This is a genomic window from Nocardioides fonticola (assembly GCF_039536805.1).
GTDB lineage: Bacteria > Actinomycetota > Actinomycetes > Propionibacteriales > Nocardioidaceae > Nocardioides > Nocardioides fonticola.
This window is the reverse complement of record NZ_BAAAZH010000021.1, coordinates 1-15,942: the sequence shown is the minus strand read 5'-3', so window position 1 is coordinate 15,942 and position 15,942 is coordinate 1. Positions and strand designations below refer to the sequence as shown.

Sequence of the window (15,942 nt, the reverse complement as noted above, 5' to 3'; positions counted from 1 at the left end):
CTGGAGCGGTGACTGATTCGTCGGCGTCGGTGACCACCCGAGCATCCGCAGACCCCGCGCAGGCGGGCGGGACGCCGTCCGGTGCCGCGGCCGGTGCGAGCCGGGCCGACCTGGTCGCCGCGCTGCGCCGACGCGGCATCAGCGACGTCGACGACTCCCCGCTGGTGCGGGCGCTGTACTCCACCGACGCCTCGCTCTACCGCATCCTCCCCGAGGTCGTCGTGCGCCCGCGGGCGACCGAGGAGATCCTGGCGATCCACGACGTCGCCCGCGAGACCGGCGTCCCGATCACCATGCGCGGTGCGGGCACCTCGGTGGCCGGCAACGCGGTCGGCCCGGGCATCGTCGTCGACACCGTCAAGCACCTCAACCGGGTGCTCGCGATCGACCCCGAGCGCGAGACCGCGCGCATCGAGCCCGGCGTCGTCCACGCCCGGCTGCAGGCCGCGGCCGCGCCGCACGGGCTGCGCTACGGCCCCGACCCCTCCACCCACACCCGCTGCACCGTCGGCGGCATGATCGGCAACAACGCCTGCGGGTCGCGGGCCCTGGGCTACGGCCGGGCCGCCGACAACGTCGTGGCGATGCGCTCGGTGCTCGGCACCGGCGAGATCGTCGGCGGCCTCACCGGCGGAGCCGAGCCGTACGGCGCCGCAGGCACCGCGCTCGCCGAGCTCACCGACGCCCACCTCGCCCACGTGCGCACCACGTTCGGCCGCTTCGGGCGCCAGGTCTCCGGCTACTCCCTCGAGCACCTGCTGCCCGAGAACGGCCGCCACCTCGACCGGTTCCTCTCCGGCACCGAGGGCACCCTCGGCCTGATCCTCGAGGCCGAGGTGCGGCTCGTGCGCGAGCCGGCCGTCCGCACCATGATCGTGCTGAGCTACCCCGACATGGCGCAGGCCGCCGACGCCGTCCCCGCGCTGCTCGCGCATCCGCTCGTGGCCTGCGAGGGCCTCGACGCCCGCATCGTCGACATCGTGCGCGCCTCCGGCAAGCCGGTGCCCGACCTGCCGCGCGGCGGCGGATGGCTCTTCGCCGAGGTCGCCGGCGCCAGCGTCGCCGAGACCCAGGCGATCGCGGCGCGCATCGTCGCCGACGCCGGCGCGCTCGAGCACCGCGTCGTGCTCGACACCGGCGAGGCCGCGGCCCTGTGGCGCATCCGCGAGGACGGCGCCGGCCTCGCCGCCCGCTCGCTGAAGACCCCCGCGTACAGCGGTTGGGAGGACGCCGCCGTCCCGCCCGAGCACCTCGGCGCGTGGCTGCGCGACTTCGACGCACTGCTGCGCGAGTTCGGCCTCGACGGCGTCCCGTACGGGCACTTCGGCGACGGCTGCGTGCACGTGCGCATCGACTTCCCGCTGGTCTCCGAGGCCGGCGCGCAGCGCACCTTCCGGGCGTTCATGGAGGCCTCGGCGCAGGCGCTCACCACCTACGGCGGTTCGCTGTCGGGCGAGCACGGCGATGGTCGGGCCCGCTCGGAGCTGCTCTCCACCATGTACGACGAGACCTCGGTGCGGCTCTTCGAGGCGGTCAAGGCGATCTGCGACCCCGACGACCTGCTCAACCCCGGCGTGCTGGTGCGGCCCGACCCGTTCGACGCCCACCTGCGTGCCGACCGGCCGCGCCACGAGCCGCCGATCAAGCTGCGCTTCCTCCACGACGACGGCTCGATGGCCAACGCCGTGCACCGGTGCACCGGCGTCGGCAAGTGCGTGGCCGGCCCGGGGCCCGGCGTCATGTGCCCCTCCTACGCCGCCACCCGCGACGAGAAGGACGCCACCCGCGGCCGTGCCCGGGTGCTCCAGGAGGCCCTCGACGGTTCGCTCGTGCAGGGCCTGGCCGATCCCGCCGTCCACGACGCGCTCGACCTCTGCCTGGCCTGCAAGGGCTGCGCCCGCGACTGCCCCACCGGCATCGACATGGCCACCTACAAGTCCGAGGCGCTGCACCAGACCTACCGCGGACGCCGTCGCCCCCGCAGTCACTACGTGCTGGGCCGGCTGCCGATGTGGGCGCGCCTCACGGCGCCGGTCGCCGGGGTCGCGAACGCGTCGCTGAAGGCCAAGCCGATCGCCTCGCTCGCGCGGCGCACCGCCGGCATCGACCAGCGCCGCAGCATCCCCGCCTTCGCCTCGCGCACGCTGCGCAAGGAGGCGCGGCGGGCCTCGGTGGCCGCCACCGCCTCCACCGGCACGCCCGACGTGTGGATCTGGGCCGACTCCTTCACCGACCACTTCCAGACCGGCTCGGGCCTGGCGGCGATCCGCTACCTCGAGGCGTGCGGGCTCACAGTGCGCGTCATCGACGAGAAGGCCTGCTGCGGCCTGACCTGGATCACCACCGGTCAGCTCGACGCCGCCGAGCGCATCGTGGGCAGGGCGGTCGCCACGCTGACGCCGTACGTCGCCTCGGGGGTGCCGGTCGTCGGCATCGAACCCTCCTGCCTGGCCGCGCTGCGCACCGACGCCCGCGAACTGCTCGGTGAGGCCGCCGACGTCGTGGCCGGCGGCATGCTCACCCTCGCCGAGCTCATCACCCGCCTCGACCTCCCGCTGCCCGACCTGACCGGCGTCGAGGTGGTCGCCCAACCGCACTGCCACCACGCCTCGGTGCTCGGCTGGGCGGCCGACGAGGCGCTGCTGAAGCGGGCCGGTGCGAGCGTGGTGAAGGTCGGCGGCTGCTGTGGTCTGGCCGGCAACTTCGGCGTCGAGCAGGGCCACTACGAGGTGTCGGTCGCGGTGGCCGAGACCCAGCTGCTGCCCGCCGTCCGCTCGCACCCGGACGCCGTGGTGCTCGCCGACGGCATGAGCTGCAAGATCCAGCTCGACGACCTCGCCGACGTGCGCGCGCTGCACCTGGCGGAGCTGTTCGCCGAGAAGCTCCTCGAGCAGCGCGGAGGCCGCGCGTGAGCCCGCGGCAGCGGCGGTGGGTCATCCCCGCGGCCCTGACGATGCTGCTCCTCATCGTGTTGATCGCCTCGGCCGTCAACGCCCTGAGCCACTCGTGAGGGCGGGGGAGCGCGGCGATGTCTGAACCCCTGCTGCGGGTGCTGGCCCGCATGCGCGGTCACCTGCTCGACCCCGACGCTCTGGTGCGCGCCGTCGCGTCGGGCCGCCAGAAGGGGACGACGCCGCAGTACCGGCGCGTCGAGTTCCGCTACGTCGACCTCAAGGGCGGTCGGCACCTGCAGATCACCGCCTACGACCAGACCCAGGCGCACACGAGCAACCACGCGGTCGGCGAGGCCGCCCGCGATGCCGTCGACGACCTGCTCGATCAGCCGTTCGCCAACTGGCACGTCGAGACCACCACCGAGTCGCACCAGGTGCGGGTCACCAAGAAGCTGGAGGCGGTCGTCCACACCGCCGAACGCGCCCAGCCGGTGGCGATCGAACGCGGTCACGACCGCGACAAGCAGCGGCTGCTGGCAGCCGACGACCAGGTCTTCCGCGAGCTCGGCATCAGCGACGCCGAGGGCCGCATCAAGCCGTCCCGGCAGGCGAAGTTCCGTCAGGTCGAGGAGTTCCTGCGCCACCTCGAAACCACGATCGCCGACGCGATCGAGCGCGGCCGGCTGCGGCGTCCCACGCCCGAGGAGCCGCTGCGCATCGTCGACCTCGGCTGCGGCAACGCCTACCTGACCTTCGCCGCCCACCGCTTCCTCACCGGCGAGCGGGGTCTCCCGGTGCACGTGATCGGCGCCGACGTGAAGGAGCAGTCGCGCGAGCACAACACCGCGGTCGCCGAGCGTCTGGGCATCGAGGCGTCGATGGAGTTCGTCGTCGGGTCGATCCAGGACGTCGTCCTCGATCCGGCGCCCGACGTCGTCCTCGCCCTGCACGCCTGCGACACCGCCACCGACGACGCGCTGGCCCGAGCCGTCGGCTGGGGTGCACCGGTCGTGCTGGCCGCGCCCTGCTGCCACCACGACATCGCCGCCCAGATGCGGCGCTCGCCGACGCCGTCCCCGTACGCGATGCTCACCCGCCACGGCATCCTGCGCGAGCGGTTGGCCGACACCCTCACCGACGGCGTCCGCGCCGGCCTCATGCGGTTGCATGGCTACAAGGTCGAGGTCGTGCAGTTCGTCGAGAGCCAGCACACGCCGCGCAACACCCTGCTGCGGTGCATCCGCACCGGCGGCCCGGTCACCGGCGGCAGCGTGCGTGCCGAGTACGACGATCTCGTCGACACCTGGGCCCTGACCCCGCGGCTCGCCACGCTGCTGGAGGCCTGAGGTGCTCGGCTCCCTGCTCCCGATGGCCGCCGACAAGGTGCTCGGCGCGCTCTCGGTGGTGCCGTTCGTCGTGGGCACGGTGATCGGCCCGGGCCTCGCGCCGACCGCGACCGGGCACCAGGTGCTGGTCTTCCAGGACCCCCAGATCGTCGAGGCGAGCGCGCTCGTCGTGCGCGACGGGCTCTTCGAGACCACCAACGACTCCGGCGACGTCGGCCGCGTCTTCACCGTCGACGGGTCGGGGCGCACCGTCGGCGTCACCTACTGGAACCCCGACGCCGTCGACGTCGAGGCCCTCGCCCCCGCCGGGCGTGGCCACGTGTGGGTCGGCGACATCGGCGACAACCGGTCGGTGCGCTCCTCGGTGCAGGTGGCGCGCATCCCGGTCGGACGCGGCACCCGCACGGTCGAACCGACGACCTACGACCTCGTCTATCCCGACGGCGCCCATGACGCCGAGACCCTGCTGAGCGACCCCACGTCGGGCCGGCTCTACGTGGCCACCAAGGGCTTCCTCGGCGGCATGCTCTACGAGGCGCCGCAGCGGTTGCGCGCCGATGCGTCGAACCGGCTGACGCCGATCGCCGACGTCGGGGCCATCGTCACCGACGGCTCCTTCTTCCCCGACGGACGCCACCTCATCCTGCGCGACTACGACTCCGCGACCGTCTACGAGTTCCCCTCCATGCGCCAGCTCGGCACCTTCGACCTGCCCGACCAGCAGCAGGGCGAGGGCGTCGCCGTCGACGAGGCCGGCAGGGTCTACATCGACTCCGAGGGCCAGGTCTCGCCGATCCTGCGCGTCGACCTGCCGCGGTCGGTGCGCGCCGCGGTCTTCTCGGCCGCGACCCCCGCCGTCCAGGACGCCGCCGTGACGCCGTCCGGCCCGCAGGAGCTGAGCCCCGGTTTCGGCATCGACGGCTGGGGGGTGTGGGTGTTCTGGGGCTTCCTGTTCACCGGCATGGTCGTGGTGCTGGTGCGCGCGCTCAAGCCGAAGTAGGTCGCGCGGGCCGGTTGCACCCTGCCCTCGGACGAGGCCGGTCGTCGGACGCCGACCTAGGCTCCGCGCATGCCCCGTCTGCGCCGCACCTCGCCTGATCAGCCGGGCTGGACGCGACGCCGCGCGGGCCGCGGCTTCGTCTACCTCGACGGTGACGGCGATCGGCTGGAGCCGGCGGACGTCGAGCGGGTGCGCTCGCTGGTGATCCCGCCCGCCTGGCAGGACGTCTGGATCACGCCGCACCCCAACGGGCACCTCCAGGCGGTGGGCACCGACGCCGCCGGACGCCGTCAGTACCTCTACCACCCCGCCTGGCGTGAGCGGCGCGACGCGGAGAAGTTCGAGCGCATGCTGCTCTTCGGCCGCAGCCTCGCCCGCGCGCGGGAGCGGATGGCAGCCGATCTCGGCTCGACGGGGATGCCCCTCGAACGCGCGTGCGCGGCCGCCGTCCGGCTCCTCGACCTCGGCTACTTCCGCATCGGCAACGACGTGTACGCCGACGCCAACGGCTCCTTCGGCCTGACCACCCTCGAACGGCGCCACGTGCGGCGTCGTCGCGAGGTGCTGGTGTTCTCCTTCGTCGGGAAGTCGGGGGTCTCGCACCGCATCGAGATCGACGACGCCGTGGTGGTCGAGGCGATCGAGGTGATGCGCCGTCGCCGCGGGGACGACGTCCGCCTGCTCTCCTACCAGGAGGCGCGGCGCTGGCGGTCGATGCTGCCCGAGCTGGTCAACGAGTACATCCGCGACAGCACCGGGCTCCAGGCCACGGCGAAGGACTTCCGCACCTGGCACGCCACGGTCATCGCCGCGACGGCGTTGGCCGAGACCTCCGAGCACGGCGGCACGGCGGCCTCGCGCAAGCGGGCCGTGGCAGCGGCGATGAAGGACGTCGCCTCGTTCCTCGGCAACACCCCCACCCTCGCCCGCAGCTCCTACGTCGACCCCCGGGTGATCGAGGCCTACGAGCGCGGCGTCACCATCGCGGGCACGACGCGGCGCCGTCACGACAGCCCCGACCTGCGTCAGGCGGCGCTGGAGCGGGCGACGCTGCGGCTGCTGGCCCGGCACGCCTCCTGACGGCGTCCTGGGGGCCGACTTGTCAGGGGAAACTCCCGCTTGGCACAGCAAGCATTGCCTGACCAGGAGGAGTTTCCCCGGCTGACCGGGGAAACTCCTCCCGGCTCAGAGCCGCTCGACCACCCAGTCGATGCACGCGGTGAGCGCCTCGACGTCGGCCGGGTCGGTGGCCGGGAACATCGCCACCCGCAGCTGGTTGCGGCCCAGCTTGCGGTAGGGCTCGGTGTCGACGACGCCGTTGGCACGCAGCACCGCGGCCACGGTGTCGGCTGAAACGGCGCCGTCGAAGTCGACGGTGCCTACGACGAGCGAGCGGTGCGCGGGGTCGGCGACGTAGGGGCGCGCGAAGGAGGCGGCCTCGGCCCAGCCGTACAGCGCGGTGCTGGACGCCGTCGTCCGCGCGACCATCGCCGCCAGGCCGCCCTCGGCGTTCATCCACTCGACCTGCTCGGCCATGAGGAACAGCGTGGCCACGGCCGGGGTGTTGTAGGTCTGGTCGAGCCGCGACTGGGTGATTGCCGTGGTGAGGTCGAAGAACGCCGGGATGTGGCGCCCCGACGCGGCGATGCGCGCGATGCGTTCGAGCGCGGCCGGCGAGAAGGCGCCGAACCACAGGCCGCCGTCGGAGGCGAAGCCCTTCTGGGGCGCGAAGTAGTAGACGTCGGCCTGGCTCATGTCGACGGGGAGTCCGCCGGCACCGGAGGTGGCGTCGATGACGACGAGCTGGTCGGGGCGTGCGCCGGCCGGACGCACGACGGGCGCCATCACGCCGGTGGAGGTCTCGTTGTGCGCCCACGCGTAGACGTCGACGTCGTCCGCGGCCACCGCCTCGACCCGCGACCCCGGCTCGCAGGAGATGACCTGCGGCTCGGCCAGCCAGGGCGCGTCGGCTGCAGCGGTGGCGAACTTCGAGGTGAACTCGCCGAAGACCAGGTGCTGGCTGCGCTGCTCGATCAGGCCGTAGGTGGCGACGTCCCAGAAGGCCGTCGAGCCGCCGAGGCCGAGCAGGATCTCGTAGCCCTCGGGCAGGGAGAACAGGTCGGCGAGACCGGCGCGGATGCGGCCGACCAGCGCCTTGACCGGCGCCTGCCGGTGGGAGGTGCCCATGAGGGAGGCGCCGCTGGCCGCGAGCCGCTCGAGCCGCTCGACCGGGATGCGCGAGGGTCCGGACCCGAACCGACCGTCGCGGGGCAGCAGATCGGCGGGGAGGTGCAGGTCCGGCGTGCTCACGACGTCATCATCCCAGCCGCACCGGCCTGGACCGGTGTCGAGGTTGAGGTGTGGACCCGGCCCCGTCGGGAAGCATGGCGGCATGGCGAACCAACTCCCTGATACCGGCGCCACCCGCACGACGCTGCGGATCCTCGCCGCCGTCCTCCTCGTGGCCGGTCTCGCGCTCTCGATCGTCGGCGGCATCTCCTTCGTGCGCAGCGCCACCTCGGAGTCGATGGACGCCGGCTCCGGGTTCAGCGCCATCCTGCTCCTGGCCGCCGGCGGATTCTGCGTGGTCTTCGGCCTGGGCGCGCTGAGCGCCGGCACCCTCGGCGCGCAGAGCCGCTACGTGGCCGGCGAGACCATGCCGACCCTCAAGCAGTCGGCCGCCTACCTCACCGACGGCGAAGGCCTCCTGGGCGTCGGTCGCACGGTCGACGACGCCGCTCCCGGCACCGGTGGTGCCGCCGCCGTGAGCGGGCCGTACTGTCGCTCCTGCGGCACGCGCAACGACCAGGAGGCACGGTTCTGTGACCGATGTGGGGCATCGCTCGCCTGAGCCCGACGAGGCGGCACCGGGCTGGAGCGTGCGGCATGTCGCCTACGGCGACCCGGACGCCGTCGCGCTGACCGAGGAGGTCCAGGAGATCTACGTCGAGCGCTACGGCGGCCCCGACGCCACTCCGCTCGACCCGCTGATGTTCGACCCGCCCGAGGGTTCGTTCTTCGTCGGGTACCTCGACGGCGTCCCGGCGGCCTCGGGGGCGTGGCGGCGCTCCCCGGCTGGAGCCCTGGGTGTCGAGCCGGGCAGCGGTGCGGCGGTCGAGATCAAGCGCATGTACGTGCGTCCGGCATTCTGGCGGCGCGGTCTGGCCCGCCGCATGCTGTCCCACCTCGAGGCCGATGCCGCGGCGTCCGGCGCGCGGCTCGTCGTCCTCGAAACCGGCGACCAGCAGCCCGAGGCGATCGAGCTCTACCTCTCCTCGGGGTACACGCCGATCCCCGGCTTCGGCTACTACGCCGACTCGCCGTCGTCGCGGTCTTTCGCCAAATTGCTCCATCCGTGAGCGGGGTCTGACCGTTCGGTCAGCGTGTCAGCATCGACAGGACGGCGTCGCGCGCATCGACGTAGCGTCGATGGCCGGCGCGGGCGGAGGTCCCGGGCCGCTCTCTCGGAGGACCCATGCGACGGATCGCCCTGCTCTGCCTGACCCTGCCCCTGCTGTGCCTCGCGCTCACGGTGCCGGCGGCGGCTCAGCCCGCGCCCATCGAGGACTACGCGCCCTACCAGCCGGCCACGAAGTGCCGCCCGCACGCCAAGCCCGGCGCGGTGCTGCTGCAGCGGTTCATCGTCGCGCGCTTCGGCGGCGCGCCCGGACGCATCGGCGCCCGCTGCGACGGCACCGTCTCCGAGCACCACGAGGGCCGCGCGATCGACTGGATGGTCGACGCCCGCACCGCGCGCGGTCGTGCGGCCGCCGATCGGCTCTTCACCTGGCTCTTCGCGACCGACCACGCCGGCGATGAGGACGCGCGGGCTCGGCGGCTCGGCGTCATGTACGTGATCTGGGACGACCACATCTACAGCTCCTACCGCGGTTTCGAGGCCGAGAAGTACCGCAACGCCGCCTGTCGCGGGAAGAAGCTCAAGCGGTGCTCGCCGACCCTGCGGCACCGCGACCACGTGCACCTCTCGCTCACCCGGGCGGGGGGCAAGGGACTGACCAGCTGGTTCGTCGGACGGCTGTGAGGTGTCCGGTGGATGGACGGGTCGGGCGGGTGGGGCGTGCAGGAATCCCCGGTGCACCGGTGACTCCTGCACTTCTCAGGGAAAACTTCGCCCGATCAGTGCCAGTTCCCCCTGAGAAGTCGGCTCGCATGGCGGACGGTGCTGCCCCGGTCGTCCCCGTCGTACACCCCGGAACGCCATGAGGGACGGCGTCCGATCGGACGCCGTCCCTCACGGCACGGTGCTGGTGCTCGAGCCCGTCAGTCGGCCCAGGAGGCCTGCCAGCCCTCGACGGCGTCGGCCGGACGCGCGGCCGGGCCGGTGTAGATGGCCGAGGGGCGGATCAGGCGCCCGGTCTTCTTCTGCTCCAGGATGTGCGCCGACCAGCCGCCGGTGCGGGCGCAGGTGAACATCGAGGTGAACATGTTGGCCGGCACCTCGGCGAAGTCGAGCACGATCGCGGCCCAGAACTCCACGTTGGTCTCGAGCACGCGGTCGGGACGGCGGGCGCGGAGCTCGGCGAGCGCCGCCTTCTCCAGCGCCTCGGCGACCTCGTAGCGCGGGGCGCCGAGCTCGCGCGCGGTGCGACGCAGCACGCGGGCGCGCGGGTCCTCGGCGCGGTAGACGCGGTGGCCGAAGCCCATGAGGCGCTCGCCGGAGTCGAGGAGCTGCTTGACGTAGGCCTCGGCGTCGCCGGTGCGCTCGACGTCCTCGATCATGCCGAGCACGCGCGAGGGCGCGCCGCCGTGCAGCGGGCCGCTCATCGCGCCGATGGCGCCGGAGAAGGCCGCGGCGACGTCGGCACCGGTGGAGGTGATGACGCGGGCGGTGAAGGTGGAGGCGTTCATGCCGTGCTCGGCCGCGCTGCTCCAGTAGGCGTCGATCGCCTTGACGTGCTTGGGGTCGGCCTCGCCCTTCCAGCGGATGAGGAAGCGCTCGGCCAGGGTGGCGCCCTCGTCGACGATGCGCTGCGGGACGACGGGCGCCTGCAGGCCGCGGGCCGACTGGGCGGCGTAGGAGAGCACCATGACCGCGACGCGGGCGAGGTCGGCACGCGCCTGCTCGTCGCTGATGTCGTAGGTCTGGCCGAAGCCGAAGGCCGGCGCGAGCATCGCGATCGCGGCCTGGACGTCGACGCGGACGTCGCCGGTGTGGACGGGGAGGTTGAAGGCCTCGGCGGCCGGCAGGCCGGGGGTGTAGGAGCCGTCGATGAGCAGGCCCCAGACGTTCTCGAACGGAACGCGGCCGACGATGTCCTCGATGTCGACACCTCGGTAGCGCAGCGCGGAGCCCTCCTTGTCGGGCTCGGCGATCTGCGTCTCGAAGGCGACGACGCCTTCCAGTCCGTGGTGTACCTCGGCCATGGGCGTGTCTCCTTCTCAGTGTGCTGTCCGCCGCATTCTGCACCACCCTCTACCGTCGTCGTCATGGCGTCCGCTGATAGTGCGCATCCGATCCATCGCGACCTCGCCGGACTGCGCGAGGACTACGCCCGCGCGGGCCTCGCGGAGGCCGATCTGGCCCCCGATCCGCTGGCCATGTTCGGCCGCTGGTTCGACGACGCGGTGGCCGGCGGCATCCACGAACCGAACGCGATGGTGGTCGCCACGGTCGACCCCGACGGGGCGCCGTCGGCGCGCATCGTGCTGCTCAAGGAGCTCACGCCCGAGGGCTTCGTCTTCTACACCAACCACGGCTCCCGCAAGGGTGCGGCCCTGGCGCACGAGGCGCGCTGCTCGCTGCTCTTCCCCTGGCATCCCCTCGAGCGGCAGGTGCGGGTGGACGGCGTCGCAGAGCTGCTCGATCGGGACACGGTCGCCGCGTACTTCGCCGTCCGACCCCGCTCCTCGCAGCTCGGCGCCTGGGCCTCCCACCAGTCGACGGTCGTCGGCTCGCGGGCCGATCTCGAGGCCGCCTACGTCGAGGCCGAGGCCCGCTTCGAGGGCGGCGAGGTGCCGGTGCCCGAGGAGTGGGGCGGCTACCTGGTGCGTCCCTCGGCCGTGGAGTTCTGGCAGGGCCGCACCGGCCGCCTGCACGACCGGCTGGTCTACCGGGCCGACGGGTCGGGTGGCTGGGTGACGGAGCGGTTGGCGCCGTAGGGGGTCCGAAAGTTTCGGCGGGTACCCGCTGAAACTTTCGGTTCGCGTCCGAACCTTCGGCGGTGAAGCGAAAGATTCGGCGGGTACCCGCTGAATCTTCACGACCCCACGAAACCCACTTGTGAGTGAGTGCTCACTCACTTACAGTCGAGCCCGTGACCCCCGCGACGTCCGGCACCAGCACGAGCACCCGCACCCGGGCGCGGCCGATGGCCCCCGAGGAGCGGCGCAAGCACCTCATCGACGTCACCCTCCAGCTGCTGCGCGAGCACGGGCGCGAGGTGACGACCAAGCAGATCGCCGAGGCGGCCGGCGTCGCCGAGGGCACGATCTTCCGGGTCGTGGAGTCCAAGGAGGAGCTCGTCGACCTCGCCATCGACCGGGCCTTCGAACCCGGCGCGATCGTCGAGCGCATCCTCGAGATCGACCCCGACCTGCCGCTCGCCGATCGCCTCCTCACGCTCGTCGCGATCCTCCAACAGCGCTGGCGCGCCACCTTCTGGCTCATGCAGCGCGTCGGGTTGGTGCGTCCGCCCCGCCACGACGAGGCCCGCGCCGACGACGCCCGCGCCCAACTCCTCGCCCTCATCGTCGGCGTCATCGCACCGGACGCCGCCCGCCTCGCCGTGAGTCCCGAGCAGTTCGCCCACCGGCTGCGGCTGCTCACCTTCGCCGGCACCCATCCGCACATCTCCGACGGTCACCTCCTCACCCCCGAGGAGATCGTCGAGACCCTGCTGCACGGACTGCAAAGGAACCCCTGATGCTCCTCCGCCTGCTCCGCGAACGCCTGGTGCCCTTCCGCACCTGGCTGATCGCCGTCCTGGTGCTCCAGAGCGCCGGCGTCATCGCGATGCTCTACCTGCCCAGCCTCAACGCGCGCATCATCGACGAGGGCGTGGTCACCGGCGACACCGGCACCATCTGGCGCCTCGGCGCGATCATGCTCGCCGTCTCGGTCGCCCAGATCGTCTGCAGCCTCGGCGCGGCCTACTTCGGTTCGCGTACCGCGATGGCGCTGGGCCGCGACCTGCGCCGCGACCTCTTCCATCGGGTCGGCACCTTCTCGACCCGCGAGGTGCAGCAGTTCGGGGCGCCGTCCCTCATCACCCGCACCACCAACGACGTCCAGCAGGTGCAGATGCTGGTGGTGATGGCCTGCCTCATCGCCGTCTCCTCCCCGATCATGATGGTCGGCGGCGTGCTGATGGCGCTGCGCGAGGACGTCGGCCTGGGCTGGATCCTCGCGATCGTCGTCCCCGCCCTGTTCGTCTCGGTGGGCTTCGTGATCAGCCGCATGGTTCCGAGCTTCCGGCAGATGCAGACCCGCATCGACGAGGTCAATCGGGTGCTGCGCGAGCAGATCACCGGCATCCGGGTGGTGCGCGCGTTCGTGCGCGAGCGCCACGAGGAGGAGCGCTTCGCCGTCGCCAACGACGAGCTCACCGACGTCGCCATGCGCGCGGGCCGCTGGATGGCCACGATGTTCCCGCTGGTGATGCTGGTCGTGAACGTCTCCAGCGTCGCGGTCATCTGGTTCGGCGGGCACCGCGTCGACGACGGGCAGATGCAGGTGGGTGCGCTGACGGCGTTCCTGGCCTACCTCATGCAGATCCTCATGTCGGTGATGATGGCGACCTTCATGCTCATGCAGGTGCCGCGCTCGGCGGTCTGCGCCGACCGCATCGCCGAGGTGCTCGACACCGAGTCCTCCGTCGTCCCGCCCACGCAACCGGTGGCGCCCGACCCGGCCCGCCGCGGCCACCTCGACCTCGAGGGCGTCACGTTCTCCTACCCGGGCGCCGAGTCGCCTGTGCTGCACGAGATCGACCTCGTCGCGCGACCCGGCCAGACCATCGCGGTCATCGGCTCCACCGGCGCCGGCAAGTCGACGCTGGTCAACCTCGTGCCGCGGCTCTTCGACGCCACGGCCGGCACGGTGCGGGTCGCCGGCGTCGACGTCCGCGACCTCGACCCCGAGCTGCTGTGGGCGCAGATCGGCCTGGTGCCCCAGAAGGCCTACCTGTTCAGCGGCACCGTGCGCTCCAACCTCGCCCACGGCGCCCCGGACGCCGACGACGCCGCCATGTGGGCGGCGCTGGAGATCGCCCAGGCCCGCGACTTCGTCGAGGCGCTGCCCGAGGGGCTCGACGCACCGGTCGCCCAGGGCGGCACCAACTTCTCCGGCGGCCAGCGTCAACGGCTCGCCATCGCCCGCGCCGTCGTCCGGCGTCCGGGCATCTACCTCTTCGACGACTCCTTCTCCGCCCTCGACCTGGCCACCGACGCGCGGCTGCGCGCCGCGCTGCGTCCGGTCACTGCCGACGCGACGGTCGTGGTGGTCGCCCAACGCGTCTCCACGATCCGCGACGCCGACCTCATCGTGGTGCTCGAGGACGGCCGCATCGTCGGACGCGGCAGCCACCTCGAGCTGCTCGACGGCTGCCCGACCTACCGCGAGATCGTCGACTCCCAGCTCAGCGCCGAGGAGGCCCTGGCATGACCGACACCCAGCCCCGCACCGGAGCGCCCGCCAAGCCCCAGGGCTTCGCGGCCACCGAGCGCATCGAGAGCCCGCAGGGAGGCGGCCCCGGCCGCGGCCCGATGGTCGGCGGCATGGTCGCCCAGAAGGCGATGACCTTCGGGCCGTCGGCGAAGCGGATGGTGCGCCGCATGCGTCCCGAGGCCGCACCGGCCCTGCTGGTCGTCGCGCTCTCGGTGATCAGCGTCGTCCTCATGTCCATCGGTCCGCGCCTGCTCGGCCACGCCACCGACCTGGTCTTCCGGGGTTTCCTCGGACGCCGGTTGGCCGACATCCCGTCCGACCAGCTGCCCGACGCCGCGAAGGCCCAGGGCGTCGTGCCGGGCGTGGGCGTCGACTTCACCGCCGTCGGCCACTGGCTGGCGCTGACGCTGGCCGTCTACGTCGTGGCGGCGTTCTTCGGCTGGTTGGCCGGTTACGTGCTCAACGGCGTCGTCCAGCGCACGGTGCAGCGCATGCGCCAGGAGGTGGAGGAGAAGATCCACCGGCTGCCGCTGGGATACTTCGACCGCTCGCCGCGCGGCGAGGTGCTGAGCCGGGTCACCAACGACATCGACAACGTCAGCCAGACCCTGCAGCAGACGATGAGCCAGCTGCTCACCTCGATCATGACCGTCTTCGCCGTGCTGGCGATGATGTTCTGGATCAGCCCGCTGCTGGCCGTGATCGCGCTGATCTCGGTGCCGCTCTCGCTGGTCGTCACGCGCACCATCATGAAGCGCTCGCAGGGTCAGTTCGTCGCCCAGTGGCGGCGCACCGGCCAGCTCAACGCCCACATCGAGGAGTCCTTCTCCGGGCACGCGCTGGTCAAGGTCTTCGGCCGTCAGGGCGAGGTCGAGGACGTCTTCGCCGAGCACAACCAGGGCCTGTACGGCGTCAGCTTCAAGGCGCAGTTCATCAGCGGCCTGATCATGCCGACGATGATGTTCATCGGGAACCTCAACTACGTCGTCGTCGCGGTCGTCGGCGGTCTGCGCGTCGCCTCGGGCCAGCTCTCGGTCGGCGACGTCCAGGCCTTCGTGCAGTACACCCGCCAGTTCAACCAGCCGCTGACCACGGTGGCCTCGATGAGCAACCTGCTGCAGTCGGGCGTCGCCTCGGCCGAGCGGGTCTTCGAACTCCTGGACGCCGAGGAGGAGCCCGTCACGGGACTCGACGTGCCCCAGCGGGACGGCGGTGGCGAGGTCGCCTTCGAGCATGTGGCCTTCTCCTACGACCCCGACCGGCCGCTCATCACCGATCTCTCGCTGATCGCGCGCCCGGGCCAGACCGTCGCGATCGTCGGCCCGACCGGCGCCGGCAAGACCACCCTGGTCAACCTCGTGATGCGCTTCTACGACCTCGACGGCGGCCGCATCACCCTCGACGGCGTCGACATCGCCACGCTCTCCCGCGAGGCGCTGCGCAGCCGCATCGGCATGGTGCTCCAGGACACCTGGCTCTTCGGCGGCACGATCCGCGACAACATCGCCTACGGACGTCCCGGCGCCACCGACGAGGAGGTGCGCGCCGCCGCGCGGGCCACCTTCGTCGACCGGTTCGTGCACTCCCTGCCCGACGGCTACGACACGATCGTCGACGAGGAGGGCTCGAACCTCTCGGCCGGTGAGCGCCAGCTGCTCACCATCGCCCGGGCGTTCCTCACCGACCCGGCGCTGCTGATCCTCGACGAGGCGACCTCCTCGGTCGACACCCGCACCGAGCTGCTGGTGCAGCAGGCGATGGCCGCGCTGCGCGCCGACCGCACCTCGTTCGTGATCGCCCACCGGCTCTCCACCATCCGCGACGCCGACCTCATCCTGGTGATGGAGTCGGGTGCGATCGTCGAGCAGGGCACCCACGACGAGCTGCTGCGCGCCGACGGCGCCTACGCCCGGCTCTACCGCAGCCAGTTCGCGGCGGTGGAGGCCGCGTAGCGGGGTGTCTCGCGGGGTGGACGGGATCGGGCCGGGGTGGCTGCAGGAATCACCGGTGCACCGGGGCGCTTTCGGGCGGTCAGTGCAACAGGAGGTCGGTGATGACCTCTGAGGGTCGAAGGTA

13 protein-coding genes are annotated in these 15,942 nt (G+C 72.3%); 11 read left to right on the top strand and 2 right to left on the bottom strand.

Annotated features, from left to right (window positions below; all coding sequences use genetic code 11):
- Positions 1–8 precede the first annotated feature (8 nt).
- The 4 genes from ABD671_RS14415 (at position 9) to ABD671_RS14400 (ending at position 6,320) form a co-directional block, all read left to right on the top strand.
- The gene (locus ABD671_RS14415) at positions 9–2,912 is read left to right on the top strand and encodes an FAD-binding and (Fe-S)-binding domain-containing protein (protein WP_344734118.1); all 2,904 of its coding nucleotides are present in this window, start codon (positions 9–11) and stop codon (positions 2,910–2,912) included.
- Between the two features lie 116 nt (positions 2,913–3,028).
- Positions 3,029–4,240: a class I SAM-dependent methyltransferase gene (locus tag ABD671_RS14410; RefSeq protein WP_344734117.1), complete on the top strand. Its 1,212-nt coding sequence runs from the start codon at positions 3,029–3,031 to the stop codon at positions 4,238–4,240.
- A gap of 1 nt (position 4,241) precedes the next feature.
- Positions 4,242–5,240 carry a hypothetical protein gene (locus tag ABD671_RS14405; protein WP_344734116.1) on the top strand — a complete coding sequence of 333 codons (999 nt, stop codon included), beginning with the start codon at positions 4,242–4,244 and terminating at the stop codon, positions 5,238–5,240.
- Between the two features lie 69 nt (positions 5,241–5,309).
- Positions 5,310–6,320 (top strand): DNA topoisomerase IB, encoded by a 1,011-nt coding sequence (locus ABD671_RS14400; protein WP_344734115.1) that lies wholly within the window; start codon positions 5,310–5,312, stop codon positions 6,318–6,320.
- Positions 6,321–6,425: 105 nt separating this feature from the next.
- Here the strand turns inward: ABD671_RS14400 and serC are convergent, their stop codons facing one another.
- Positions 6,426–7,550 (bottom strand): phosphoserine transaminase, encoded by a 1,125-nt coding sequence (gene serC / locus ABD671_RS14395; RefSeq protein WP_344734114.1) that lies wholly within the window; start codon positions 7,548–7,550, stop codon positions 6,426–6,428.
- Between the two features lie 82 nt (positions 7,551–7,632).
- Here serC and ABD671_RS14390 point away from each other — a divergent pair, with 82 nt between their 5' ends.
- The 3 genes from ABD671_RS14390 (at position 7,633) to ABD671_RS14380 (ending at position 9,282) form a co-directional block, all read left to right on the top strand.
- Positions 7,633–8,091 carry a zinc-ribbon domain-containing protein gene (locus ABD671_RS14390; RefSeq protein WP_344734113.1) on the top strand — a complete coding sequence of 153 codons (459 nt, stop codon included), beginning with the start codon at positions 7,633–7,635 and terminating at the stop codon, positions 8,089–8,091.
- Positions 8,063–8,599: a GNAT family N-acetyltransferase gene (locus tag ABD671_RS14385; protein ID WP_344734112.1), complete on the top strand. Its 537-nt coding sequence runs from the start codon at positions 8,063–8,065 to the stop codon at positions 8,597–8,599. Before ABD671_RS14390 ends, ABD671_RS14385 begins: the two co-directional genes overlap by 29 nt.
- Before the next feature lie 116 nt (positions 8,600–8,715).
- Complete coding sequence (locus ABD671_RS14380) at positions 8,716–9,282, top strand: VldE C-terminal domain-containing protein (RefSeq protein ID WP_344734111.1); 567 nt, start codon at positions 8,716–8,718, stop codon at positions 9,280–9,282.
- Between the two features lie 239 nt (positions 9,283–9,521).
- Here ABD671_RS14380 and ABD671_RS14375 read toward each other — a convergent pair whose 3' ends face one another.
- Positions 9,522–10,625, bottom strand: a complete 1,104-nt coding sequence (locus ABD671_RS14375; protein WP_344734110.1) for a citrate synthase 2 — start codon at positions 10,623–10,625, stop codon at positions 9,522–9,524.
- Between the two features lie 63 nt (positions 10,626–10,688).
- On the opposite strand from ABD671_RS14375, the gene pdxH reads away from it, so the two are divergent.
- From pdxH to ABD671_RS14355, 4 genes are all read left to right on the top strand, one after another.
- Positions 10,689–11,360 carry a pyridoxamine 5'-phosphate oxidase gene (pdxH, locus tag ABD671_RS14370; RefSeq protein WP_344734109.1) on the top strand — a complete coding sequence of 224 codons (672 nt, stop codon included), beginning with the start codon at positions 10,689–10,691 and terminating at the stop codon, positions 11,358–11,360.
- 155 nt (positions 11,361–11,515) lie between these two features.
- Positions 11,516–12,124: a TetR/AcrR family transcriptional regulator gene (locus ABD671_RS14365; RefSeq protein ID WP_344734108.1), complete on the top strand. Its 609-nt coding sequence runs from the start codon at positions 11,516–11,518 to the stop codon at positions 12,122–12,124.
- Positions 12,124–13,863, top strand: a complete 1,740-nt coding sequence (locus ABD671_RS14360; protein ID WP_344734107.1) for an ABC transporter ATP-binding protein — start codon at positions 12,124–12,126, stop codon at positions 13,861–13,863. The genes ABD671_RS14365 and ABD671_RS14360 overlap by 1 nt, the downstream gene beginning before the upstream one ends.
- On the top strand, positions 13,860–15,818 hold the full coding sequence (locus ABD671_RS14355) for an ABC transporter ATP-binding protein (RefSeq protein ID WP_344734106.1): 1,959 nt from the start codon (positions 13,860–13,862) through the stop codon (positions 15,816–15,818). Before ABD671_RS14360 ends, ABD671_RS14355 begins: the two co-directional genes overlap by 4 nt.
- Positions 15,819–15,942: the final 124 nt, after the last annotated feature.